Raw genomic sequence first — 23,170 nt, 5'->3', positions numbered from 1 at the left:
ATGCAAGCCATTACACCCGGACTTTATTTGGTAGTAGCCGCAGCCTTATTCAGCATAGGACTCGCCATTGTATTAGTAAAACGACACGCCATTGTTGTGTTGATGGGTGTTGAACTGATGCTTAATGCCGTTAACCTGAACCTGGTCGCATTCAGCCAGTACGACCCCGTGCGGTTGCAGGGGCAAATGATGACGCTGTTTGTCATGGTTGTGGCGGCCGCCGAAGCCGCTATTGCCCTGGCAATCGTCTTACAGGTTTACCGGCATTTCCGTACCGTGCAGTTAGATGAAATCAGTGAGTTGAAGCAGTAATCATGGAAGAAACCGCCATTTTTGAGCCGATTATCGACGGCATTCTAAGCGAAGGATACGGGGTTGTTGACGGCTTTTTGTCGGCCGGTGAGGTAGAAGCCCTTGCCCGACAGCTACGCGAGCGCCGGGCGGAAGGCCGGTTTAAAGCCGCCGCCATCGGGAATCAGCAGATTACCGTTGAAAAACAAATCCGGGGCGATGAAATTCACTGGCTCGATGAAACAGTTGCTACCCCGGCAGAAAAAGTGTATCTGGACCGTATTAACGAGTTTATTCAGTACGTCAACCGTACGTGTTACCTGGGCCTTCAGGATGCAGAACTGCATTATGCGCTCTATCCGCCCGGCACGTTCTACAAACGCCACCTCGACCGGTTTAAAACAGACTCACGACGCAAACTATCGGTTATTTGTTACCTCAACCATAACTGGCAAGAGGCAGATGGCGGCCAGCTGGCTATCTATCTCCCCAACGCAGACGGAACCGAACGTATCGACACCGTTTTGCCGGTGGGCGGCCGGTTGGTGTGCTTTGAAAGTGACCGGCTCGAACATGAGGTATTACCGGCCAACCGCGAGCGCCTGAGCGTAACAGGCTGGCTGCGTACCCGCTGAGCCATCAAAAGACCCTCTTTCCGGGTTGCCGGTGGTTCTGGATGGTTCCGGCATGATACCTGCCAGCAACCATCCAGAACCACCGGCAACAAAAAATCCGGATCACTCTTTCGCTCTTTACCATCAGAGCGCAAAGAACCGGATCAGCAGCCCGCCAATGGTACCGCCGATCACCGGGCCGACGACCGGTATCCAGGCATAGCCCCAGTCTGAGGAGCCTTTTCCGGGAATGGGAAGTAAGGCATGGGCAATGCGTGGCCCCAGATCACGGGCCGGATTGATGGCATAACCCGTTGTACCTCCGAGCGACATCCCGATACTCCAGACCAATACCCCTACCAGATAAGGGCCGACCCCAACGGCGACTTCACCCAATGATTTTGTCGTAATACCGGCCAGCCCCAGGATCAATACCAGGGTGCCAATGATTTCACTTGTCAGGTTAGAGCCGGTATGCCGGATCGCGGGGCCGGTGGCAAACACGGCTAGTTTTGTTGCGGCGTCGTCTGTTGCGGCGAAGTGAGGCTGATAAAAGAGCCAGACCAGTACCGCTCCCAGGAAGGCCCCAATCATCTGCGCCGTGATATAGGGTACGACATTGCTGTAATTATCGGTTGCCACGGCAAAGGCAATCGTTACGGCAGGGCTCAGGTGCGCATCGATGCTCCCAAAAGCTTTGGCCACAAATACCCCCATTGTTACAGCAAAGGCCCACCCCGCTGTAATGACAATCCAGCCGGCATTATGCCCTTTTGTTTGTTTCAGAATGACGTTGGCGACAACACCATCGCCCAGCAATAAGAGCACCATCGTGCCGATCAACTCGCCCAAAAAAGGTGAGACTTGCATAGTAAGGCTTCGTTTAGGAATAGTTTGTGCGAATTAAATCATATTTTTGATTCATATAAACAGGATTTTCAGAAATACATTTAATCGACAAGCGATATGAAAGCCGCCATTTTTCAGCAGACAGGGCTACCGGCCGATGTTCTCGAAGCCACTGAGCGCCCGATCCCCGAACCGGGGCCGGGCGAAATACTGATCCGGGTCATTGCCAGCCCCATCAACCCCTCCGACCTGTCCTTTATCCAGAACCGCTACGGGATCCGGCCGAAACTCCCGGATTCAGGTGCCGGTTTTGAAGGTGTCGGGGTCATCGAAAAGCCAGGTGAAGGCGTTGACCTGCGCATCGGCATGCGGGTGAGTTTTACCAGCGTGGGCACATGGGCCGAATATGCCATCGCCAACGCGCAGGCTATCATCCCAATTCCCGACATGATGACCGACGACGTCGCCGCGCAATTGTTCGTCAATCCGTTTACGGCCTATGCCATGGTGCAGGATTCCGGTGTAAAAGCCGGACCGGATCAGTGGCTCATGCTGACTGCTGCGGGCTCGGCGTTCGGGAAAATGGTCATCCAGCTTTGCCACCTCAAGGGCATCAATGTCATCGGTACGGTCCGCCGCGATGATCTGAACGACGAACTGAAAGCGCTCGGGCTCACAGCCGTGATCAATACCGAAACCGAAGACATGGCCCACCGTGTGAAGCAGATCACGGGCGGAAAGGGTGTACAATGCGTGCTCGACGCCGTTGGCGGACACACGGCCACCGAAGCCCTGAAATGCCTGGCCAAAAACGGAACCATGCTTGTTTATGGGCTCATGAGCAGCGAAGATCCAATCGTCAATGTCGGGCTAATGATTTTCAAGGGGCTAACGGTCAAAGGTTTCTGGCTGTCAGACTGGATGAAACATGCCGACAGCCAGATCCGTAAGGAAGTTGCCCAACAGGTAATTTCCCTGCTGGCTTCCGGCACCATTAAGTTACCCGTTGAAGCCAGTTACGGTCTCGATCAGATTAAAGAAGCCGTTCAGCACGCCGACCGGCCGGGACGCCACGGCAAAATTCTGGTACGTCCCTGATACCGGATTTTGTCAGATAAATCCGACAGTCCGGATAAAATAATATACCAACAGGATAATCCGCCGGTCAGCGCGCAACCCGAAAAGCCCGTTCTTTGTGCCGGATTTTGTCAGGAACGTTCAAGCATGAACACGTTAGTTTGCACAGAGCCGGGCTCTTTTGCCTATCAGGAAGGCATCAAACCCGAACAAACGGCCGGTCAGGCCATTATCCGGATCCGGCGCATTGGGATTTGCGGTACCGATCTGCACGCCTTCGAAGGAACGCAGCCTTTTTTTTCGTACCCGCGCATTCTGGGGCATGAACTGGCCGGCGAACTGGTCAGCGCCGATGGGGCGCCGGCCTTTTCAGCCGGTGAAGCTGTAACGTTTATTCCGTATTTCAACTGCGGCGTATGTGTAGCCTGCCGGGCGGGTAAACCCAATTGCTGCGTAAAGATCAATGTCTGCGGCGTACACAGCGACGGGGGCATGGCTGAGTACCTGAGCGTCCCCGCCAGTTCTCTGATACACGGCGAGGGCCTCAGCTACGAAGCCCTGGCGCTGGTCGAACCGCTGGCCATCGGGGCCCACGGCGTCCGGCGCGCGGCCATCGAACCAGGCGAGTTTGTGCTGGTTGTGGGTGCAGGACCGATCGGTTTAGGTATTATGGAAATAGCCCGAATTGCCGGTGCCGGCGTAATAGCATTAGACATCAATCCGGACCGTCTGCGCTTCTGTCAGGAAAAGCTGTCGGTAGCCCATACCATTAATGGGTTAACGGATGATGTTATGGCGCGGTTGAGTGAGATTACCGGCGGCGATATGCCTACGGTTGTCATCGATGCGACCGGCAGTTTGCGCGCGATCAATACCAGTTTTCAGTACCTGGCCCACGGCGGCCGGTATGTACTGGTGGGGTTACAGAAAGGCGATATCAGCTTCAGCCATCCCGAATTTCACAAGCGGGAAGCCACACTGATGAGCAGCCGGAATGCAACCCGGATTGATTTTGAGCACGTGATCCAATGCATGAAAAAAGGCCTGATTGACCCGACCACCTACATTACGCACCGGGTTGCATTTAGTGAGGTTAAGGATACCTTCGCCGGTTGGCTGGATCCAACATCCGGCGTAATTAAAGCCATGGTATCCCTTGACGACTAGGTGGTTAATTTCTGCGATTGCATTACCTTCTTCGAATTTTACAAAAACGTTTGTATGGTTCGGATCAAAAAAGGGAAACAACAAAGTAGAAACTGTTTATGATATGTCTTTTTTGGTAGAAGTTGGAACAAGTAACAAAACTGTCGTAAATTGCGCTCTAATTCATTGTGTGACAGTTTTAACCTTCACCTGCTACGAATACTTACTAAACTTATGAGACAGACCCTTTTTGTACTGGTTGCTTTGTCAATGCTCTCATCATGTGTGGGCAAGAAAAAACTGACTGATCTACAGAACCGCTACAACGAGCTCGAATCGGCTCGCAGCAAAGCGGTAGCTGATCTGGCTGACTGCGACAAAAAATCAGCCGATCTGAACACTCAGTTACGTACGAAAGACGGCGAAATTCAAAGCCGCAACACCCGTATTCAGGAATTACAGTCGCAAATCGACGACCTGAAGAAAAACAACAACAACCTGCTTGACCGGATGGCTGACTTGTCGATCGTTAGCAAGCAAGGCGCCGAAAGCATCAAGAAATCACTTGAGACGCTGAACGAGCAGACAAAATATGTAAACAACCTGAACCAGTCAATGCAGCGGAAAGATTCGCTGAACCTGGCGCTGGTTATGAACCTGAAACGCTCACTGGCCGATATCAACGATCAGGACGTACAGGTTGAAGTGAAGAAAGGTGTGGTTTACGTGTCTATCTCCGACAAACTGCTCTTCCCTTCAGGCAAGTGGGAAATCAACAAGCCTGCTGAAGATGTTCTGGGCAAAGTTGCGTCTGTTGTAAATGACCACAAAGAACTGGACATCCTGGTTGAAGGCCACACGGATCCGGTTCCGTTCTCGTCTGACAATCTGAAAGACAACTGGGATCTGAGCGTACTGCGTGCAACTTCTGTTGTTCGTATGCTGCAAGGCAAATTCGGTGTTGCGCCTGAGCGTCTGACTGCCGGTGGCCGTGGCGAGTTCGTACCTAAGTCAGACAACACAACGCCGGACGGCCGTAAAGCTAACCGTCGTACAGAAATCATCCTGACGCCGAAACTGGATCAGTTCTTCAACCTGCTCTCGACAGGCAAATAATTGACGACAGCGTCATCACATACCCGGCGGGGCTGAGCAATCAGCCCCGCTTTTTTTGGGGGTGCCTCAAGAACCGGGCTTCAGCAAATGCCAGGCTTCACGGAAATCAGCCGATTCAGGCCGCCGCTGTCGCTTTTCTGCTTCAACCAGATGAATTGATGAGCTGTAGGCAATGAATACACTGACCGGAAAGATATAGAAAATGCGAAGCGGTTCAAGATAAATGATGGCGAAGTCGAAGTCCTGCAACCTATAGTTTTCGCGGAGCATACGCCGCCGGTTCGTTTTTGTCCGCCGCGTATCAACAACCTAGTTCGCCGTTTTTTCGTCGAACCAGGCATATTTCACCTGAATGCGGTAGAGAGTACGGTCAATATCAAGAATAATATCGTAGGGAAACCGGTCTCCGATTGGTTTACACACACACCATTCTGATTTCAGAGCCTGTAAGATTACTGCCTGCTCAGCAATATCACCTTTCTGTTTTGTCAGCACAGCGTTTTTTTGCTTGTGACGGATAAAATAAAAAAGGCCACTTTTAGTGGCCTTTTTACTTAGTAGCGGGAGCTGGACTCGAACCAGCGACCTTTGGGTTATGAGCCCAACGAGCTACCAACTGCTCCATCCCGCGGTTTTCGCGTCAATCATCTAACTGATTGGACTGCAAAGGTAGTAGTTATATTTGAAAAAACAAGCTACCTTTGTAAAAAAAATAACAGCCCTCCCCCAAAAATGTTTTGTGCGGGAGGGATTTTTTTCGGTAATCATTGGTTATCAAGAGAATGGAATCAGAAGAAAATTTTTCAATTGAACCGGTATCACGACAGGAAGAACCATACCCGGGACGCGCCGGCTTTGTCAGTATCATCGGAAAACCCAATGTCGGGAAGTCGACGCTGATGAATCAGCTGGTTGGTGAACGCCTTTCGATCATTACATCGAAGGCCCAAACCACCCGCCACCGGATTATGGGGATCCTGAATGGCACCCATAACGGCGAAGATTTTCAGCTGGTTTATTCGGATACGCCCGGTATCATTCAGCCTCAGTACAAACTCCATGAATCCATGATGAGCTTTGTACGCGGGTCACTCGAAGATGCCGACGTGGTCCTGTTCGTGACGGATATTTTCGAAAAACACGACGAGAACGATGTGCTCAAACGCCTGAAGCATGCTGATGCTCCGGTTCTCCTGCTGATCAATAAAATTGACCAGGCAACGCAGGAACAGATTGACGAAAAGGTGGCTTACTGGAAAGAAAACGTCCCGGCAGAGTTAATTCTTCCGATTTCAGCCCTGAATGGTGTTAATCTGGAGCCTTTGTTTCACGAAATCATCACGCGCCTGCCGTATCACCCGCCTTACTTCCCGGCGGATGAAATGACCGATAAGCCCGAACGCTTCTTTGCCTCTGAAATTATCCGGGAAAAAATCTTCCTTAACTATAAGAAAGAGGTGCCATATAGCTCGGAAGTAATCATCACCTCCTTTAAGGATAAGGAAGACATGATTGTGGTACAGGCCGAAATCCTGGTCGAACGGCCGACGCAACGCTCGATCCTGCTCGGTGAAGGCGGTAAAATGATTAAAAAGACCGGTATCATGGCCCGTGAGGAGCTCGAACGGTTCTTTGGGAAGAAAGTATATCTCGAAACATTTGTAAAAGTTGAACCCGACTGGCGCAGCAAAGAACGTATGCTGAAACGGTTGGGTTATGAAGAATAGCGTGAGGAAGGTTTCAGGGCCGCTTTAACCAAACCGGCTGCCCGCCTTCGCTGATCACCTCCTTTGACATTATGGCAAATATTGTTGCAATCGTGGGCCGCCCCAACGTCGGGAAGTCCACCCTATTTAACCGCCTGACCGAACAGCGGCAGGCCATCATGGACAACCAATCGGGCGTAACGCGTGACCGGCACTACGGTTTTGCGGAATGGACAGACAAACACTTCACAGTCATTGATACAGGCGGATACGTGGTAGGCTCTGAAGATGTCTTCGAAGGCGCCATCCGCGAACAGGTTGAAATTGCGCTCGATGAAGCGACTGTGGTCCTGTTTGTGGTCGATACCATGACGGGCATGACGGGCCTCGACGAAGATTTCGCCAACGTACTCCGCCGCTCAAACAAACCGGTTTATGTAGTCGCGAATAAATCCGAAACAGCCGAACGCCGGCAGGCTGCCGCTGAATTCTACGCGCTTGGCCTCGGCGACCCGTATCCGGTTTCAGCCCAGGACGGCGGCGGTACCGGCGACCTGCTCGATAAGGTCATTACGCATTTTCAGTCCGATGGCGTCGAAAACCCCAATGGCGGCATTCCTCGGATTTCGATCCTGGGCCGCCCCAACGTCGGTAAATCATCGTTTGTCAACGTCCTGTTAGGCCAGGAACGGAATATCGTTACAGACATTGCCGGGACAACCCGCGACGCCATCAATACACGCTACCGGGCCTATGGACAGGACTTTATTCTGACCGACACGGCTGGTATCCGCCGGAAATCGAAAATTAAGGACAACATCGAATTTTACTCGATTCTCCGGTCACTGAAAGCCATGGAAGAATCGGACGTCTGTATTGTGATGCTGGACGCTACCCGTGGTTTCGAATCACAGGACTTCAACATCATTGGTCAGGCCATACGCGCCAAGAAGGGCGTTGTGGTTATGATTAACAAATGGGACGCCGTAGAAAAAGACCATAAAACGGCCGATCACTGGCGCAAGGAAATGATTCAGCGCATGATGCCGATCGACTACCTGCCGATCATGTTTGCGTCGGTGCACGAAAAGCAGCGGATTTTTCAGGTGATTGAAAAAGCCATGGAGGTGTATGAAAACAAACACAAGAAAATCACCACCTCGAAGCTGAACGAAGCCATGCAGCCTGAAATCGAAGCCTACCCGCCCCCATCGACCAAGGGTAAGCAGATTAAGATCAAATACATGCTGCAATTGCCGACGCCATCGCCGACATTCGTGTTTTTCTGTAACCTGCCGCAGTACATCAAGGAATCGTACGAGCGCTTCCTTGAAAATAAGCTCCGGGCACATTTCGGCTTCGACGGTGTTCCGATAACGCTCTTTTTCCGGCAGAAATAATCCAGTTATCACCTTAGTTGTAGCCGATGGCCGTCCGTTCCGGAACCATCGGCTGCTTTTTTTATGGAGGTTTCCCGAATCCGCTACTGGCTGGGCGTGTTGCTGGTTTTTCTGGCCGCGTTTTGTTTCGCGCTCAAAGGCGTGCTGATCAAACTAGCCTATCAATACCAGATTGATGCCTTGTCACTACTGACGCTACGGCTCCTGTTTGCCTTGCCGTTTTACATCGGTATCGCTGTTTATCAGCGAAAGCGTGAACCGGTTGCTCCGCTCACCCTCAGAGAGTGGCTGTGGCTTTTCTTTCTGGGTATTACGGGCTATTACCTGGCCAGCTATTTCAATTTTATTGGTTTGGTCTACATTTCGGCCAGTCTGGAGCGAATTCTTTTGTTTACCTACCCTACCTTTGTACTGATGATGAATGCCGTCTCCAGGAAGCGAGGCATCAGCCGATTGCAATGGGGGGCATTGGCGCTGACATACCTTGGCATTCTGATTGCTTTCGCGCCGCACATTCAGTTCGGGAATCAGCATAATGTACTGCTGGGTGCCTTTTGGGTAATCCTGAGCGGGCTGGTGTATGCCGTTTACCTGGTAGGCAGCGATTCAATGATCGCCCGTGTAGGGTCACAGCGGTTTACCTGCTATGCCCTCATTGCCGCAACCATTCCGGTTTTTATACACTACCTCATCCGGAACGGGTTTGCCTTACTGAATTATCCGGCTCCGGTTTATGGTCTGACGACAATTATGGCTGTTTTTGTAACAGTTGTACCGACCTTTATGATTGCAGAAGGAATCAAACGGATCGGATCGGCCAATGCCTCGCTGGTAGCCAGCATTGGTCCTGTCTTTACGATTGTACTTGCATCGGGGCTTTTAGGTGAAAAAATCACAGCTTTACAGTTACTGGGAACGGCTTTTGTTTTAGCTGGTGTATCCTTAATCGGGTGGAAAGGAAAAAAAATGTAAAATTTAAAATCCAAACTATTCGTTATTCCGTATAGATGATAGACAACTTAAAAACAGTCGGTCATATTAATTTATTACTTTTATCAACAAATTAACTGATTGTCCCATTAAATAAGGTTTTTAATTACATGAGACATCAAAAAACAGTTGTATGAGAATAAGTAGTATCTTTCATTCGCGCACGCACCTTAATGTTCTACGGATATGGTAATGGAAAAAATGATGGACGACGACAAACGTATTGAACGTGCCGCTTACGTGCTGAAGGCCGTGGCACATCCCCTACGCATCAAGATCATTCAGATGCTGAAGGAAAACAAAGAACTCAATGTGTCTACGATTTATAAAAATCTAAACGCAGAGCAGTCTTTGATCTCTCATCACCTGATCAACATGCGTGACAAAGGCATTCTGGAAATCCGTCGGAGCGGGAAAAATATTTATTATTTCCTGGTCGACAATGCAATGTCAGAAGTAATTGACTGCATTTACCGGAGCAAGGTTTTAGCTTAGTAACGTTGGATCTTACAGGAGCAAACAGCACTCAGGTTGTTTGCTCCTGGTACGATCATGAATTAAACAGTTCGCCTGTCCGGTAGGTGGGCAAAACGCCGAGGTGATGATAGGCTTTCTCCGTTGCCTCCCGGCCTCTGGAAGTCCGCTTCAGATACCCTTCCTGAATCAGGAACGGCTCGTATACTTCTTCAATCGTCTCCGCTTCTTCGCCACAGGCTGTGGCAATTGTTGACAAACCAACCGGCCCGCCCTTGAATTTATCGATAATAGTCGATAAAATACGGTTATCCATTTCATCAAGGCCATTCTGGTCGACATCGAGTGCGGTCAGCGCCATTTCGGCAATGCCGACTGTGATATAGCCATTTCCCTTTACCTGAGCAAAGTCGCGGGTACGACGCAGCAGGTTATTGGCAATACGCGGTGTACCGCGACTACGACGGGCAATTTCAAAAGCGCCTGTTTCATCAATAGGCGTCCCCAGAATAGCGCATGACCGCTGTACGATGCCGGTCAGGATATTAGCGTCATAGTACTCCAGCCGGCAGCTGATTCCGAAACGCGCCCGCAGCGGTGAGGTCAGCATCCCCGCCCGTGTGGTTGCTCCAATGAGTGTAAACGGGTTCAGCTTGATCTGGACCGTACGGGCATTCGGACCCGAATCGAGCATAATGTCGATTTTGTAATCTTCCATGGCCGAATACAAATACTCTTCCACAATCGGATTAAGCCGGTGAATCTCATCGATAAACAAAACGTCGTTCGGCTGAAGATTGGTTAGCAAACCGGCCAGATCACTGGGTTTGTCGAGCACGGGGCCCGAGGTCATTTTAATGTTTGCCTCCAGTTCATTAGCAATGATGTGCGACAACGTGGTCTTCCCCAATCCCGGAGGGCCGTGCAGCAGCACGTGGTCGAGGGCATCGCCGCGCTGCCGGGCCGCCGTCACAAATACCTGAAGGTTATCCAGCACTCTGGGCTGCCCTGTAAAGTCATCAAACGAAAGCGGCCGGAGCGCCCGTTCGATTTCTTTTTCCGAAGCCGACATAGCGTCGCTGGTACCCTTTAAAATATCTTTTCGCATGTTTCCTGTGGTATAAAAGCGTCCTTGTAAAAGGTCTTTCTACGCGCGCTTACCTATTCAAATATACAAAAAAACGGCGGTTTTTCCCATAAAAAAGCCCCTCTCTGCCGTAGTAGAAAGGGGCTTTTTTCACCGGATTAACGAGACCGATCCTCGCTTCGTTACCCTCGGTCGCTCAGGGAAATACTGGCTGCCGTAGGTAACAACATACGCATATACCTGTGGCGGATACGAAACGCCTTTGTACAGTCCGTCCCAGGGCTCGGCGGGATTCGTGGTCATAAAGACGATTTCTCCCCAACGGTTAAAGATTTTCAGCTCAAAGTCGGTCGTATAGGCACTGAATACCTGTAAAACATCATTCTGGCTGTCGCCGTTTGGCGTAAAAGCTTCCGGAATGAAAACCCTTGCCTCACATAAATCCCTGACATTGGCAAAATCACGGACAGTACACTTCTCGGCATTTGTCACAATCAGCGAATAACTACCTGACCGGTTCACGGTAATCGCTGACAGGCTGGAGCCGACATCGGGCCACGAGTAAGTCAGGTCCGGCGTACCCCGCACCAGCAGGGTAGTCGACTGGCCATCGCCTACGCATATGGCAGCGTCTTTGGTAAAAGAGAACTGTGGAATCGGTTTTACCCGCACCACTACGTCGTCGGTGACGGAGCAGCCATTCTGCGAGGCCGTGACCACATAGGTTCCCGACGATACCGGCCGCAGGATGGCCCCGGCCGTTCCGTTCGACCACTGGAAGCTGGCTCCGGTGGATCCCGTTGCCGAAAGCGATTGCGGTTGATTCGCACAGAATTCTACATCTGGTCCGGCATTCACCTGTGGTGGCGGTAACACGCTGACCGCCCTGGTCGCCGCGTTGGCGCAGCCGTTCTGCGTGACGGAATAGGTCACGGTTATAATCGTCGAAACGTAGGCAGCAGCTGGCGTAAAGCTCCCCGCCGGCGTTACCCCCGTTCCGGACCAGACCCCGCCCGTCGGTGAATTGCCCGTGAGCTGCACCGGCTGCACACCCACACACACCGATAAGGCCGGCCCTGCCGATACCGTTGGTTTCGGACTAAAGGTTACGTTGGTGAAATCACTGCCGATACATCCGTTCAGCGTATTACGGATGGTAATGGAATACGAGCCCGGCGCACTCACTGAAATGGTTGGTGTCGTTTCGCCCGTACTCCAGGTAAACGTATTGCCCGGCACATTGGCTCCGGCCGGTGTCAACGACAACGCTTCGCCGATACAGGCCTGCGAAAGTGGCGGAAGGTCTGCAAAGCCGCGCGTATCGAGCCCGATGTCTACAACCGGAATATTTAACCGGCAACCGCCCGCATCGCTGATCTCGACGTTGTACCGCCCTGCCGCTGCACCGGTAAACGGCTGCGTCTGGCTGACAATAGCACCGGTGGCATCGCGCCAGACAAAAATTACCGGAGTTCCACCCGTAATGGTCAGGTTAGCGCTGCCGCTGTTGGGAACACTACACAGGGCTGACATCGACGTTGGCGTCGCTTTCAGCGGGTTGGCCGGCGAAACCAGGGCAAATGAACTGTCAACGGTGCATTGCGCCTGATTGGTCGCTTTGACTTTATAGGTTCCTTCAGATACGGCCGAAAGCAGGTTTGTTGTCGAAGGCAGGACCGCCCCGTCGGCGCGCGTCCAGACGTAGGTATAGGTACCTGCCGGTGCCGGCGTCAGGGTAATGGCCCCGTCGAGGGTTGTACAGCCGGTCGGCGCTGTCAGCGCAGCCGTCAGCCGTGGTTTGGGCAAAGCGGTCAGTGTAGTGCTTTCTATAGCAGTACAAACGCCGCCGGTTGCATTTGTATATGTAGCTGTTACAGAGTAAACACCGCTTTGACTAACCGTAATAACTTTGCTGCCTTCGCCGGTATTCCACTTAAACTGCTCATAAATCGGGGTCCCTACTCCAACTGTTGTTGATGTACCGGCACAGACAGTAGAACTCGGCGTTACCCTTGGAGAAGGTGGTCGTGTCAGCACGACATAAATCGTATCTGATTGAGGGCATTGCGTACTATTATAAGCAAAAGCTACATAAGTTCCTGTCTGTGTTACGGCATACGTTTTATTTCTACTTATTATTCTTCCATTTCTGACCCATGCATAATTAGACGCGTCACTCTCGATTGTTAAATCCAAAGAAGTTTGACAAAGTACCCTGTCAGGTCCAAGTTCAAATGATTTAGGTACCGCAACTACATTAACAATATCACTTACCGTCGTGAAATTACAAAGCCCGCCGGTGGCGTTTTCGGTTCGTATCGTCAGCGTTGCGGTATAGGAGCCGGGCGTTTTGTAGATGTGCTTCTGTACTTGGGCTGATGTAAACGATTTGGGCACAGTACCATCCCCGAAGTTCAGGGTATAGGTCTCCTTCAGCTTCTGGCAGAATGGCCCGATGGTGAACTGAATCGTATCGCCCACACACTCGCCTTCATGCGACAGCCCGGGGCTGCTGCTCGGCGGCTGGGTAAAGTTCATGACCTGGTTCGGCAGACCCAGCTGTGCCTGACGACCACCCAGATCCTGCCCGTTGATGTTGAACCGGAGGCTGTCCAGAAACGTGGCGTTCGGGTTTTCGATCACGCCCAGCGAGGTTGAACCCGGCACAGAGACGTAAATTTTTCCGTCGGTTGCCACCTGCAACGCACCGAACTGCTGCGTGGTACTGGTAGCGATCTCCGTACGCGACGCCGTCAGTGCATCCGGGTCGGTTTGCTTTAGATCGTATTGAACGAGGTAGGAGGACGCATTGGTCGCACTGGATGGGTTACCCAGTAACGTCACAAACAGTTTGGTGCCGTCCGGTGAGAACTCCACGCCATAGGCATCAGGGGGCGCAGGCCCCAGATCAATGGTTCGTTTATACGTCAGATCCCCGGTCTGGGTGTCAAACTCATAGAGCTCAACCATGTTGTTCGGTGGCCCCGGCACGACGCCCGGCACCACCACAGCCAGTTGCTTAATGGCCGTATTCGACGTTCCCGGTGAGGCCGTACCGCTCGTTGCCGAGGCACTGATAGCCGGGCCGAACTTCATATACCCCTGTGCCTGCGCCACATTGGTTTGTGACATACCGGCCGAAACTGTCGTTTGGGTCGGCGTGCCGCTGCGGGTCAGGTGCGTAATCCGGAATACATCGCTGCCAAAATCATGGGTCACGACCCAGTAGGTTGTATCGGCTTCGTTCTGCACGGCGGCCGAGCGTTCGGTGCTGAGTTGGGTCGGATCGCTGGAAACGGGCAGGTTAACGGCCGTTATGGCGCCTTTGCCCCCATTCTCCCGCATATCGACAATGCTGTAGGTCAGCTGTTTGGTACCATTTACTTCGGCCGTTGTATAGACGTAATACAGGTATTCGCACCCGCGACAGGTAGGTTTCGGCACAATCAGCGCCGATTGGGTCGATTTCTGGTCGCCCCCCAGCAAGGCAGAAGCCGTTCCGGGAGCGGTTGCCATGATATTGCCGTCGGCGTCGTAGATGTAGATACCATCCGTATAAAACTGAAGCTGCCCTTTGCTGTTGGAGATCGACGAAGCGCCTTCCAGGGTTTTCAGTTTCCCGTCGGTCAGCGGTTGCGGCGAACCGCCGGCAAAGTCCAGACCGGCATTGCTGCCGAAATACCACTTAGCCGATGGCGAGCCGGGTGGTTCAAAACAAACATCTACGTGAATTAAGTCTTCGTATGGACAGCCATCCGATTTTACCTCAACCGAATAACAACCGGATTCCGTAACACTCAGCGTCTGGGTCGTCTGCCCTTTTGGTGCCCATTTATAAGTATAGTTCGGCTGCGAAGCTCCCTGGTACGGATCAAGGGTCAAGGTTTCACCCTTACAAATCGTCGTATCGGTCCGCCATTTGGTAAATGACTGCGGGGATTGGCCGACCGTAATCGGAATCGTACTGTTCAGTGTTGTCCCGTTGGCTAAGGTTCTGGTCAGGAGAATTGTCTGCGTGCCGGGGTTGCTGAACTGATGCGTTACCGTGCGGGTGGTAGCCGTTACGCCGGTTCCGCTGCCGGGTGTTGTTGTCCCGCTGCCGGGCGTCGAGGGGCCGAACTGCCAGCTCCAGGCCGTTACGTCGGTCCGCGAATCCGTAAACGTCACGGCTCCGCTGCCACACGCCGTATTGGCGGTCGGTGAGCATAAGCTTCCCTGTGCCGTGATACTGAACGATTGTAAAACGGTGACGTTCTGAGGAGGACCGGTAAGCTGTGCAAGTGCCCCGTTGATCCCCGGGAGTATGCCCAACCAAATGATCAGTCCAAGAATATAGTTGAGTGTAGTCTTTGTTGACATAAACTGTTTACCGCTCCCAATTGGCCTAAATTACACAAATCACATAACAGTTAAAGGGGGCACTACGTTATTGTTAACGAAATGAAAGACGCAAAATTTTATGTTCGGGCGGGTGTTTAACTGAAACCAAACCTTTACATTTAGCGAATTATTTTACGTCAAATCATATGCAATTCGTTGCAGATTCTTCGTTATTTCCCTGATTTGGCAAACTCTTTGTGCTGAAGCATTTATTATGGGTAAAAAATACATTTTGACTGGTACGCTACTCTTGCTGGTTCGGCTAGCGTTTGCACAGGATCCGCAGTTCACACAGTGGTATGCCGCTCCGCTTTATCTGAATCCGGCGTTTGCGGGTTCTGCGCTGGCGCCGCGCCTGACGGTGAACTACCGCAATCAGTGGCCATCCATCACGAGCTACGTCACTTCATCTGCTGGTTTTGACCACTTTATGCCAGGCATCAACAGCGGCGTCGGCTTCTATGTATTGAACGATAACCAGGGACAGGGCCAGATCCGGTCGACGGAAATTGCCGGCCAGTATTCTTACCAGCTCCGGCTAAGCGAAGCAGCAAACCTGCGTTTAGGCCTGCAGGCATCCTACGTAAACCGCAATCTAAACTATTTCGGGTTAACTTTCGGTGATCAGTTTACGAATCGTGGGTACACAGGCAACCCGACTTCCGATCCGATTGTACTGCAACCATCGCCAAAAAACAGTTACGTCGATTTTACCGTCGGCGGGCTTTATTATTCTGACTGGGCGTGGATCGGCGCAACCGCCAGCCACATTAACCGGCCTGCGCAGGGCTTTTTTGTCGGTGATAACACCCGCTTGCCAATAAAAGGCAATATCCATGCCGGTTTGCGGATTCCGCTTTTAGGCTTTACCGGCCGGGGTGATGAGATGGACCGCGAAATCAGTTTTTCGCCGGTGATTCTCTATAAATTTCAGGGCAAATACGACCAGCTTGATCTGGGTGCCTACCTGACTTACTCGCCGATGACGGTGGGGGTTTATTACCGTGGCCTGCCGTTCAAGCGGTACAATCAGTCGCTTAATAACCACGATGCCCTGGCGTTCCTGATCGGGTATCGCGCCGATAAGTTTTCGATTGGCTACAGCTACGATGCGACGGTCTCAACACTGGGCTTTGCCAGCGGCGGCTCACACGAAATTTCGATTTCATACACCTTCGACCCCATTGAGAAGCGGGCCCGTCGCACCCGCCAGAGCGCCCGGCAGCTGTCGTGTCCGAAGTTTTAATCAGTGCTATCTATCCAGTGGTGGCACGACCGGCAGCCGTTGCTGTCAGAGTCGTGCCACTACTTTTTTCAATACACCCACTCGTGCGGCAGCAACAGCTGGCGGGCATAGGGCGCCGGACAAAAGGCATGCACCCGCTCCAGCAGCCGGTTTACCGATCGTTCAAAGTCAATATAGTAGTCAGGATTGAGCTTGTTCAGCTTCTTGAGCAGTTGCTCGGTGCGTTTGGCGATGTATTCAGCCGTTTTGTCCGACCGCGAATTGTAAAACCGCAGCAAGTCGGTCTGCTCGTCAAAATAGGAGTTGAGCATATGCAGTTGAAGGTCAACTTCACCATATGCATCCTTCGTTACCTTCACATGCCGCGTAATATCGCCGCTCAGCGACCGCATATCCATCATCGCCCAGCCCGGCCAGTCATAGGCTGATTTTGACAGCCGGTTAATGGCCGATTTAATAACCTCCCGACGGACATCCAGTGTTTCCTTGTGCTCGACAAGCTCATACATCAGCCGCTCCACCAGAATATCGTCTTTGGCAACCAGCCGGAGCAGTAGTTTATCTTTTTCGCCCTGAGGCATCCGGACAATGGCTTTTTTCAGGTCAGCATCCATGCAATCTGATCAGTATGAGAATGTAGTTTGATACACAAACTTACAAACAACCTCACACATAAATCATTTTCCGCGTCATTCCGCCATCGACGATGAAATTCTGACCGGTAATGAAATCGTTTTCGTCGTCGATGAGGAAAAGCACCATGCGGGCAATATCATCGGCGGTACCGACGCGGCCGGCCGGATGCTGGCTATGGTCTTCGGGGCGCAGCGCCTCCTGATTTGCTTTGCCCGGCTTTTTCACGGCCGACACATCAATCCAGCCCGGACTGATGCAGTTTACGCGGATCGCGGGGCCAAGGCTGACGGCCAGCGAATGGGTCAGGGCGACAATGCCGCCTTTCGAGGCCGAATAGGCAAACGTATCTGCCTCTGACTGAAACGCCCGTGTCGACGCCATATTGATGATACTGCCATCACGGCTGGCAATGTGTTCGGCCGTGTATTTGGCGCACAGAAAAGCACCGGTCAGGTTCACGCCGATTACCTTGTTCCAGTCGTCCAGTGTGAAGTCTGCCAGCGGCTTTTCGACCCCGACACCGGCATTGTTGATCAGGACATCGATACGTCCGAAGCGTGTCAGTGTTTTCTGAACGGCCTCTTTCACGGCTGCTTCCGACGACACGTCGCAGGAAACAAAAAAGGCATTTTTGGCAGATAGTTGTTTGTTTATGTCAGCAAGTGCTTCAGGGTCGGTGTCCCACACAGCGACCGCGTATCCTTTTTCCAGCAGTCTGAGTGCCGTAATACGGCCGATTCCCTGTGCTCCTCCGGTTATGATTGCAGTTTTCATACAGACCATAAGCCGTTTCCCCCACCGAATGTTTCAGCCCTTTAGTGAACGTTCAGGCAGTCATTTATACGCCTACTGTATCGCTTTCATCCGCCCGGATTTTTTCCTCGATAAACGTCATAATCTGACTGGCCACATCGTTGCCCGTTGCTTTTTCGATCCCCTCAAGGCCCGGCGACGAATTGACTTCCATCACCAGCGGACCACGGTCCGACATCAGCATGTCTACACCGGCTACTTTGAGGCCAAGGGCTTTAGCGGCGTTGATGGCTGTCCACTCAATTTCCGGCGTCAGTTCAATAGCCCGGGCCTTGCCGCCACGGTGCAGATTTGACCGGAACTCACCTTCGACACCCTGCCGCTGCATGACCCCGACCACCTGCGTGCCGACTACAAACGCGCGGATGTCTGACCCTTTCGATTCGCCGATAAACTCCTGCACCAGCACATTTTGCTTCAGACCGGTAAAGGCCTCAATGGTGGATTTGGCCGTTTTGATCGTTTCGGCAAGCACTACGCCAATGCCTTGTGTTCCTTCCAGCAACTTAATAACGACCGGCGGGCCACCCACCAGTTCAATCAGCTGGGCAACGTCTTTCGGGTGATTGGCCAGCACAGTTTTCGGCAAGCCAACGCCTGCCCGGGAAAGCACCTGCAGGCTCCGCAGCTTGTTGCGTGACCGGCTGATGGCTTGTGATTTGGCCGTGGTAAATACTTTCATCATCTCGAACTGCCGTACAATGGCACAGCCATAGTCCGTTACCGACGCCCCGATCCGCGGGACAATGGCATCGATTTCGTTCAGAATTTTGCCACCGTATAACAGGGCCGGCCGGTCGTTTTCGATAACGATCTGGCATTTGAGGTAATTGATGACCTCGGTTTCGTGACCATGCTGGTGTGCAGCCTCGACCAGACGCCGGGTTGAATACAGCGCAGGGTTAGACGATAATATAGCGATTCGCATGAGTTCCGGAGCTTTGTTGAGTAAAGAAGTGATGCACCCCGCCCTGATATAAAAAACGGCTGGTCTGCATTACGCCTGTTTGCGTCTGGCTTGAAACGATAGATTTTTTAGAGAAACGTCAACGATGAAACGGTTGCGCAGAAGTTTGCGGCCCAACAGTACCGGATTGCGCATCCGCTCCCGATCGGCCAGTGTGAATTCGGTCTTTATGATACGACCAAACAAAATGATTTTTGTTTTGATTACATACCGCATTTCGGCGTGGCCGAAGGAGTTGCGGACCATTTTCTTAGTAAAGTTATCCGAATAAATGCGTTTCGGCAACGGATGACTCGGATCAATGATATAAAAACTAAGCCGCGTTTTCGCTCCTTCCTGAATAACCTCTACGTCCTTGCAATGCAAGGCTGAGGTAAACGCTCCGGTATCTACTTTGGCGGGTACATCACACAAACCCAGATCGGGAAAATCGACAAGATCCGTTGTCCCGATCAGCTGCTTTTCTTTCAGCTTCGACGCTTTCATTCTTTTGCGGCACTCCGATATCCGATGGTCCGGTCCTGCGATCCGTTACGGCAGACAACTCGCCCGCTCCGCGACCCGATGGACAGCCAGCGTATTTTCAGCAGGCGGATAATTATTCATGTTTCAAAAGAAACGCACACATACCGCTTACCGTCTTTTTGTCTGTTAATTTTCTGTTATTTTTTCGTAAAGACAAGCTAAAGCAACGGATTAACAGCGCTGTTTACCCCACCCCCTGCCCTGCCCTGATTTCAGGAGAGGGGTGTGAACGCAATGCGTCTGATGGAAAATTTGAAATGACATTACCCATCACGAAAACAAGAGAAAGGGCGTAGCAAAATCCTTCCCCTGCCCTCAGGGAAAGGATTGGAATGGGACACCTCAGGTCCGGATTAACCGCGTAAAGGTCAGCGACATATCCAGCACAACCATTTTAGCGCGGGCATTCCGTTCGAGATGATAAAGCGCTTCGTTGATGTCGGCAATAATGCGTTCGATATGTGCGATAGAAAGCACTTTGGAGAAGTTTTTTACAAACACCTTTTCTTCTTCCGGCAGACGCAGCAAGGCTTCGGCTCCCTGTTTCCAGAGGAACAGATCACGGCACAGGCGCAGGCCGTATTCCAGCAGCCCCTTTTGTTTTTCCTTGCTGTAGCCATCGAACTGATCGGCGTGTTTGACAAGCGCAATCAGATCCTGCCGGTAGCAGGTGCGCATCCAGTCGGCAAACCAGACATGCCGGTCATTGGCCTGCTCGCCCTCCTGCGCTTCGGTGCGGGCCAGCGTAAGGGCGTCGGCCATGTTGCCATCGGCCAGGAACGCCAGCTGACGGGCACGTCCCTCGGCCAGATTCAGCTGCTGACGCAAATACATAGCCACCTCCTCATCGGTAAAGGCGCGGATAGACACCCGCTGCGTCCGCGACAGGATCGTAATCAGCAGCTTATCCGACTGGTTGGTTGCCAGCAGAAAAAGCGTCTGCTCCGGTGGCTCTTCGAGCACCTTCAGCAACGCATTGGCCGAAGCCGCATTCATGTACTCCGGCAGCCAGATCACCATAATCTTATAGCGGCCTTCATACGACTTCAGCGAGAGTTTCTGCAGTATGTTCCGTGCTTCCTCGACCGAGATATTCCCCTGTTTGTTGTCGGCCCCGAGCGAATCGAGCCAGTCTGGCAGGATCTGGTAAGGTGAGTTCAGCAGGAACTTACGCCAGTCGGCCAGGAAGGCTTCACTGGTTTTGCCTTTGCCTGCCAGATTAGCGACCGGAAACACAAAATGCAGGTCAGGATGTACCAGCTTATTCATTTTGATGCAGGAGGCACACCGCCCGCAGGCATCATCCGGCTGCTGGTCTTCGCAGTTTACGTAGGTTGCCAGCGCCAGGGCCAGGGCCAGATTGGCGCTCCCCGCCTGCCCGTCAAACAAGAGTGCGTGGGCCAGATGATTACTCTGTACGGCCCGCAGCAACGTTTGTTTGGTCTCATCATGACCGATAATGTCAGAAAAAAGCATAATCAAGACGGCGCAATGTCCGTTCTGGTTTTGTCAAAAATTGCCCGCAACACCTGTTCTTCCACCTCTCCAAATACCAGATTCCGGCGCTTGAATGCCTCACCGGCTACGTGCAGCGCCTTCTCCAGGCGGTACCCGACAATCCCATCAGCGGCACCGCCCCACGAAAAAGACGGGATATGTTTGGGCTGAAATCCGCCCCCGAACACGTTGACACTCACGCCAACCACGGTGCCGGTGTTAAACATGGTGCTGATGCCGGCGCGGGTAAAATCGCCCATCATCAGTCCACAGAACATCCGGCCGCTATCTTCGAGTTTCCCCGTCGCGTAACTATATAGTTTTACGTTGCCGTAATCATTCTTCAGGTTCGAGTTATTGGTATCAGCGCCTAAGTTGCACCATTCTCCGATAACCGAATCCCCCAGATAGCCATCGTGCTGCTTGGCGCTGTAGGCAAATAAGATGGTGTTACCTACCTCACCACCAACTTTACAGTTAGGCCCGACCGACGTATTAGCCCGCATTTTTGACGTCCACTGCACAATCGAATTTTCGCCCAGTGCAAATGGCCCGATCACAACCGACCCTTCGTTGATCCGGGCGTCACGGCCAATATAAATCGGACCGTTTTCGGCATTCAGGATGGAAGCCCGTATGACTGCTCCTTCTTCGATAAAGATATTTTCGGTGCCGTAGCAGTGCGTAAACGGATCGGTAATGGGCTGTGATTGCCGGCCAGCGGTCAGGAACGCAAAATCGGCACGGATCTGACGGCCGTTATGCTCCAGAAACGAGGGCAGTCCCGTCATCATCTCAACCGTGCCGGCTGCTACTACCGTATCGTCACCGGCCACCGGCTGCTCACGGAAAACCTCCGTTGTCCGGATCGCCAGCAACTGCCCGTCGGCGCTTACCAGTGACTGACCCACAGCCAGTTGCTGTACGGCTTCAGCCAGCGCATCAGTCGCCAGCAGCGCCCCGTTGACATACAGGTTATCCGTTCCGGCAATCTGTGGAAAAGTCACCCGCAGATAATCCTGCGTCAGATAAGACGGCACTGTTCCGAGCCGTTTTTCCCATTTCTCCGCGATGGTCAGAATACCCACACGGCATTTGGCTACCGGACGGGTAAACGTGAAAGGCAGTAAGGCGGTGCGGATCGTCGGATCGTCAAATAAGATTAGGTTGGTCATGCAGATCGTAAAAAGTCCCGCGCAAATATCCGGTTTACGACGCAAAGGCAAAACCGGCAACGTAATTATTCAGCATAAGTGCCAACGATTTCTTCGACAATTAACATCTTTGTTAATCAATCGTCAGAAACCATTGACACCCGATATGATAAAACTTAGTTTCCACCGTTACGATCTCCGGTTAAAGCATACATTCACCATTGCGCACGACAGCCGCGATGTGCAGCCGTCGCTGATTGTTGAGCTGGCGTATACCCTGCCCGACGGGCGGGTGATCCGTGGCTTCGGTGAGGCAACGTCTAATAAATACTACGGCATTACGCTCGACAGCATGATTGCTGACCTGTCGGCGATCCGGCCCCTGATTGAGTCAGGACAATGGCAGAGCGCCGAAGAACTGTGGGCGCTGGCGCACCCCCAGCTGCAACAGAACCCGTTTGCCCAGTGTGCGCTGGATGAAGCCGCCCACGATCTGATGGCGAAACGGGCCGGGCAACCGCTTTACGCCTATTGGGGGCTGGATGCATCCAATATTCCGCTGACGAACTATACCATTGGTATCGACACGGTGGAGAAAATGGTGGCTAAGATGCAGGAATTGCCGTGGCCGCTGTATAAAATCAAGCTCGGCACCAGCGACGATCTGGCCATTGTCCGCGAACTGCGCCGGCATACCGATGCCACGTTCCGCGTTGATGCCAACTGCGCCTGGACGGCCGCGCAAACCATTGCCTACGCCCCTGAATTGCAGCAGCTCGGCGTTGAGTTTATCGAACAACCCCTGAAAGCCGGTGATTGGGAGGGCCAGCAACAGGTGTTTGCCCATAGTGTGCTGCCGGTTATTGCCGATGAAAGCTGCATTGTGGAAAACGATGTGGATAAGTGTATAAACTACTTCCACGGTATCAACATCAAGCTCACCAAATGCGGTGGTCTGACACCGGCCCGCCGGATGATTGAAAATGCGCGGGCCAATAACCTGCGCGTGATGGTGGGTTGTATGAACGAAACCAGCGTCGGGATTTCGGCCATCGGTCAGCTGCTGCCCCTGCTCGATTATGTTGACATGGACGGTACCCTGCTGATTACCAACGATCCGGCGTCGGGGGTAACGTTTGATTATGGCCGGGTAATCTATGCCGCCGAAAACGGTACGGGTGCTCAACTGCTTTCGGTATAAC

General features: G+C 52.3%; 20 protein-coding genes, 1 tRNA gene and 1 pseudogene. 11 read left to right on the top strand and 11 right to left on the bottom strand.

Features of this window, described 5'->3' with window-relative positions; all coding sequences use genetic code 11:
• Together nuoK and BLX24_RS04690 are read left to right on the top strand one after the other, a co-directional pair.
• Complete coding sequence (gene nuoK, locus BLX24_RS04695; RefSeq protein WP_071501937.1) at positions 1 to 312, top strand: NADH-quinone oxidoreductase subunit NuoK; 312 nt, start codon at positions 1 to 3, stop codon at positions 310 to 312.
• 2 nt (positions 313 to 314) lie between these two features.
• Complete coding sequence (locus tag BLX24_RS04690) at positions 315 to 926, top strand: 2OG-Fe(II) oxygenase (protein WP_071501936.1); 612 nt, start codon at positions 315 to 317, stop codon at positions 924 to 926.
• Between the two features lie 123 nt (positions 927 to 1,049).
• On the opposite strand, the gene BLX24_RS04685 is transcribed toward BLX24_RS04690, so the two are convergent.
• Positions 1,050 to 1,775 (bottom strand): MIP/aquaporin family protein, encoded by a 726-nt coding sequence (locus BLX24_RS04685; RefSeq protein ID WP_071501935.1) that lies wholly within the window; start codon positions 1,773 to 1,775, stop codon positions 1,050 to 1,052.
• 96 nt (positions 1,776 to 1,871) lie between these two features.
• Between BLX24_RS04685 and BLX24_RS04680 the strand changes: the two genes are divergently transcribed.
• From BLX24_RS04680 to BLX24_RS04670, 3 genes are all read left to right on the top strand, one after another.
• Positions 1,872 to 2,852 carry a zinc-dependent alcohol dehydrogenase family protein gene (locus BLX24_RS04680; protein WP_071501934.1) on the top strand — a complete coding sequence of 327 codons (981 nt, stop codon included), beginning with the start codon at positions 1,872 to 1,874 and terminating at the stop codon, positions 2,850 to 2,852.
• Positions 2,853 to 2,978: 126 nt separating this feature from the next.
• Entirely contained in the window at positions 2,979 to 3,998 is a 1,020-nt protein-coding gene (locus BLX24_RS04675; protein WP_071502306.1) for a zinc-binding alcohol dehydrogenase family protein, read from the top strand.
• A gap of 213 nt (positions 3,999 to 4,211) precedes the next feature.
• Positions 4,212 to 5,093: an OmpA family protein gene (locus BLX24_RS04670; RefSeq protein ID WP_071501933.1), complete on the top strand. Its 882-nt coding sequence runs from the start codon at positions 4,212 to 4,214 to the stop codon at positions 5,091 to 5,093.
• 66 nt (positions 5,094 to 5,159) lie between these two features.
• Here the strand turns inward: BLX24_RS04670 and BLX24_RS33590 are convergent.
• Positions 5,160 to 5,588, bottom strand: a pseudogene (locus tag BLX24_RS33590) (group I intron-associated PD-(D/E)XK endonuclease).
• Positions 5,589 to 5,651: 63 nt separating this feature from the next.
• A tRNA-Met gene (locus tag BLX24_RS04660) sits at positions 5,652 to 5,724 on the bottom strand.
• Positions 5,725 to 5,875: 151 nt separating this feature from the next.
• Here BLX24_RS04660 and era point away from each other — a divergent pair.
• From era to BLX24_RS04640, 4 genes are all read left to right on the top strand, one after another.
• On the top strand, positions 5,876 to 6,820 hold the full coding sequence (gene era / locus BLX24_RS04655; RefSeq protein WP_083421802.1) for a GTPase Era: 945 nt from the start codon (positions 5,876 to 5,878) through the stop codon (positions 6,818 to 6,820).
• Between the two features lie 71 nt (positions 6,821 to 6,891).
• On the top strand, positions 6,892 to 8,199 hold the full coding sequence (gene der, locus BLX24_RS04650; RefSeq protein WP_071501932.1) for a ribosome biogenesis GTPase Der: 1,308 nt from the start codon (positions 6,892 to 6,894) through the stop codon (positions 8,197 to 8,199).
• 63 nt (positions 8,200 to 8,262) lie between these two features.
• A complete protein-coding gene (locus BLX24_RS04645; protein WP_071501931.1) occupies positions 8,263 to 9,171 on the top strand; it encodes a DMT family transporter in 909 nt (302 codons plus the stop codon).
• 204 nt (positions 9,172 to 9,375) lie between these two features.
• Entirely contained in the window at positions 9,376 to 9,684 is a 309-nt protein-coding gene (locus BLX24_RS04640) for an ArsR/SmtB family transcription factor (protein WP_071501930.1), read from the top strand.
• A 55-nt stretch (positions 9,685 to 9,739) separates the two neighbouring features.
• Here BLX24_RS04640 and ruvB read toward each other — a convergent pair whose 3' ends face one another.
• Entirely contained in the window at positions 9,740 to 10,771 is a 1,032-nt protein-coding gene (ruvB, locus tag BLX24_RS04635) for a Holliday junction branch migration DNA helicase RuvB (protein ID WP_071501929.1), read from the bottom strand.
• 129 nt (positions 10,772 to 10,900) lie between these two features.
• Positions 10,901 to 15,109 carry a T9SS type B sorting domain-containing protein gene (locus tag BLX24_RS04630; protein WP_071501928.1) on the bottom strand — a complete coding sequence of 1,403 codons (4,209 nt, stop codon included), beginning with the start codon at positions 15,107 to 15,109 and terminating at the stop codon, positions 10,901 to 10,903.
• 235 nt (positions 15,110 to 15,344) lie between these two features.
• On the opposite strand from BLX24_RS04630, the gene BLX24_RS04625 reads away from it, so the two are divergent.
• A complete protein-coding gene (locus tag BLX24_RS04625) occupies positions 15,345 to 16,376 on the top strand; it encodes a PorP/SprF family type IX secretion system membrane protein (protein ID WP_071501927.1) in 1,032 nt (343 codons plus the stop codon).
• A gap of 68 nt (positions 16,377 to 16,444) precedes the next feature.
• Here BLX24_RS04625 and BLX24_RS04620 read toward each other — a convergent pair whose 3' ends face one another.
• From BLX24_RS04620 to BLX24_RS04595, 6 genes are all read right to left on the bottom strand, one after another.
• Complete coding sequence (locus tag BLX24_RS04620; protein WP_071501926.1) at positions 16,445 to 16,990, bottom strand: hypothetical protein; 546 nt, start codon at positions 16,988 to 16,990, stop codon at positions 16,445 to 16,447.
• Positions 16,991 to 17,042: 52 nt separating this feature from the next.
• Positions 17,043 to 17,786 carry a glucose 1-dehydrogenase gene (locus BLX24_RS04615; protein ID WP_071501925.1) on the bottom strand — a complete coding sequence of 248 codons (744 nt, stop codon included), beginning with the start codon at positions 17,784 to 17,786 and terminating at the stop codon, positions 17,043 to 17,045.
• Between the two features lie 64 nt (positions 17,787 to 17,850).
• Positions 17,851 to 18,753 carry a 30S ribosomal protein S6--L-glutamate ligase gene (gene rimK, locus BLX24_RS04610; RefSeq protein ID WP_071501924.1) on the bottom strand — a complete coding sequence of 301 codons (903 nt, stop codon included), beginning with the start codon at positions 18,751 to 18,753 and terminating at the stop codon, positions 17,851 to 17,853.
• Between the two features lie 69 nt (positions 18,754 to 18,822).
• Entirely contained in the window at positions 18,823 to 19,278 is a 456-nt protein-coding gene (locus BLX24_RS04605; RefSeq protein ID WP_071501923.1) for an ATP-dependent zinc protease family protein, read from the bottom strand.
• Between the two features lie 381 nt (positions 19,279 to 19,659).
• Positions 19,660 to 20,793, bottom strand: coding sequence for a DNA polymerase III subunit delta' (holB, locus tag BLX24_RS04600; protein WP_071501922.1), 1,134 nt, complete (start codon positions 20,791 to 20,793; stop codon positions 19,660 to 19,662).
• A gap of 2 nt (positions 20,794 to 20,795) precedes the next feature.
• The gene (locus BLX24_RS04595; protein WP_071501921.1) at positions 20,796 to 21,989 is read right to left on the bottom strand and encodes a putative sugar nucleotidyl transferase; all 1,194 of its coding nucleotides are present in this window, start codon (positions 21,987 to 21,989) and stop codon (positions 20,796 to 20,798) included.
• A 148-nt stretch (positions 21,990 to 22,137) separates the two neighbouring features.
• Between BLX24_RS04595 and BLX24_RS04590 the strand changes: the two genes are divergently transcribed.
• The gene (locus BLX24_RS04590; protein ID WP_071502304.1) at positions 22,138 to 23,169 is read left to right on the top strand and encodes a dipeptide epimerase; all 1,032 of its coding nucleotides are present in this window, start codon (positions 22,138 to 22,140) and stop codon (positions 23,167 to 23,169) included.
• Position 23,170 lies beyond the last annotated feature (1 nt).

It is taken from the genome of Arsenicibacter rosenii (genome assembly GCF_001870735.1).
GTDB classification, from domain to species: domain Bacteria; phylum Bacteroidota; class Bacteroidia; order Cytophagales; family Spirosomataceae; genus Arsenicibacter; species Arsenicibacter rosenii.
Note: the sequence above shows the minus strand (reverse complement) of the source record. Positions and strands in the feature narration are given on the sequence as shown.

Coding starts and splice junctions, on each gene's coding strand:
- der (WP_071501932.1), top strand. CDS start 6,892: ATGGCAAATATTGTTGCAATCGTGGGCCGCCCCAACGTCGGGAAGTCC.
- era (WP_083421802.1), top strand. CDS start 5,876: ATGGAATCAGAAGAAAATTTTTCAATTGAACCGGTATCACGACAGGAA.
- BLX24_RS04680 (WP_071501934.1), top strand. CDS start 1,872: ATGAAAGCCGCCATTTTTCAGCAGACAGGGCTACCGGCCGATGTTCTC.
- BLX24_RS04675 (WP_071502306.1), top strand. CDS start 2,979: ATGAACACGTTAGTTTGCACAGAGCCGGGCTCTTTTGCCTATCAGGAA.
- nuoK (WP_071501937.1), top strand. CDS start 1: ATGCAAGCCATTACACCCGGACTTTATTTGGTAGTAGCCGCAGCCTTA.
- BLX24_RS04685 (WP_071501935.1), bottom strand. CDS start 1,775: ATGCAAGTCTCACCTTTTTTGGGCGAGTTGATCGGCACGATGGTGCTC.
- BLX24_RS04690 (WP_071501936.1), top strand. CDS start 315: ATGGAAGAAACCGCCATTTTTGAGCCGATTATCGACGGCATTCTAAGC.
- BLX24_RS04625 (WP_071501927.1), top strand. CDS start 15,345: ATGGGTAAAAAATACATTTTGACTGGTACGCTACTCTTGCTGGTTCGG.
- BLX24_RS04605 (WP_071501923.1), bottom strand. CDS start 19,278: ATGAAAGCGTCGAAGCTGAAAGAAAAGCAGCTGATCGGGACAACGGAT.
- BLX24_RS04670 (WP_071501933.1), top strand. CDS start 4,212: ATGAGACAGACCCTTTTTGTACTGGTTGCTTTGTCAATGCTCTCATCA.
- holB (WP_071501922.1), bottom strand. CDS start 20,793: ATGCTTTTTTCTGACATTATCGGTCATGATGAGACCAAACAAACGTTG.
- BLX24_RS04630 (WP_071501928.1), bottom strand. CDS start 15,109: ATGTCAACAAAGACTACACTCAACTATATTCTTGGACTGATCATTTGG.
- ruvB (WP_071501929.1), bottom strand. CDS start 10,771: ATGCGAAAAGATATTTTAAAGGGTACCAGCGACGCTATGTCGGCTTCG.
- BLX24_RS04615 (WP_071501925.1), bottom strand. CDS start 17,786: ATGAAAACTGCAATCATAACCGGAGGAGCACAGGGAATCGGCCGTATT.
- BLX24_RS04645 (WP_071501931.1), top strand. CDS start 8,263: ATGGAGGTTTCCCGAATCCGCTACTGGCTGGGCGTGTTGCTGGTTTTT.
- BLX24_RS04620 (WP_071501926.1), bottom strand. CDS start 16,990: ATGGATGCTGACCTGAAAAAAGCCATTGTCCGGATGCCTCAGGGCGAA.
- BLX24_RS04640 (WP_071501930.1), top strand. CDS start 9,376: ATGGTAATGGAAAAAATGATGGACGACGACAAACGTATTGAACGTGCC.
- BLX24_RS04595 (WP_071501921.1), bottom strand. CDS start 21,989: ATGACCAACCTAATCTTATTTGACGATCCGACGATCCGCACCGCCTTA.
- rimK (WP_071501924.1), bottom strand. CDS start 18,753: ATGCGAATCGCTATATTATCGTCTAACCCTGCGCTGTATTCAACCCGG.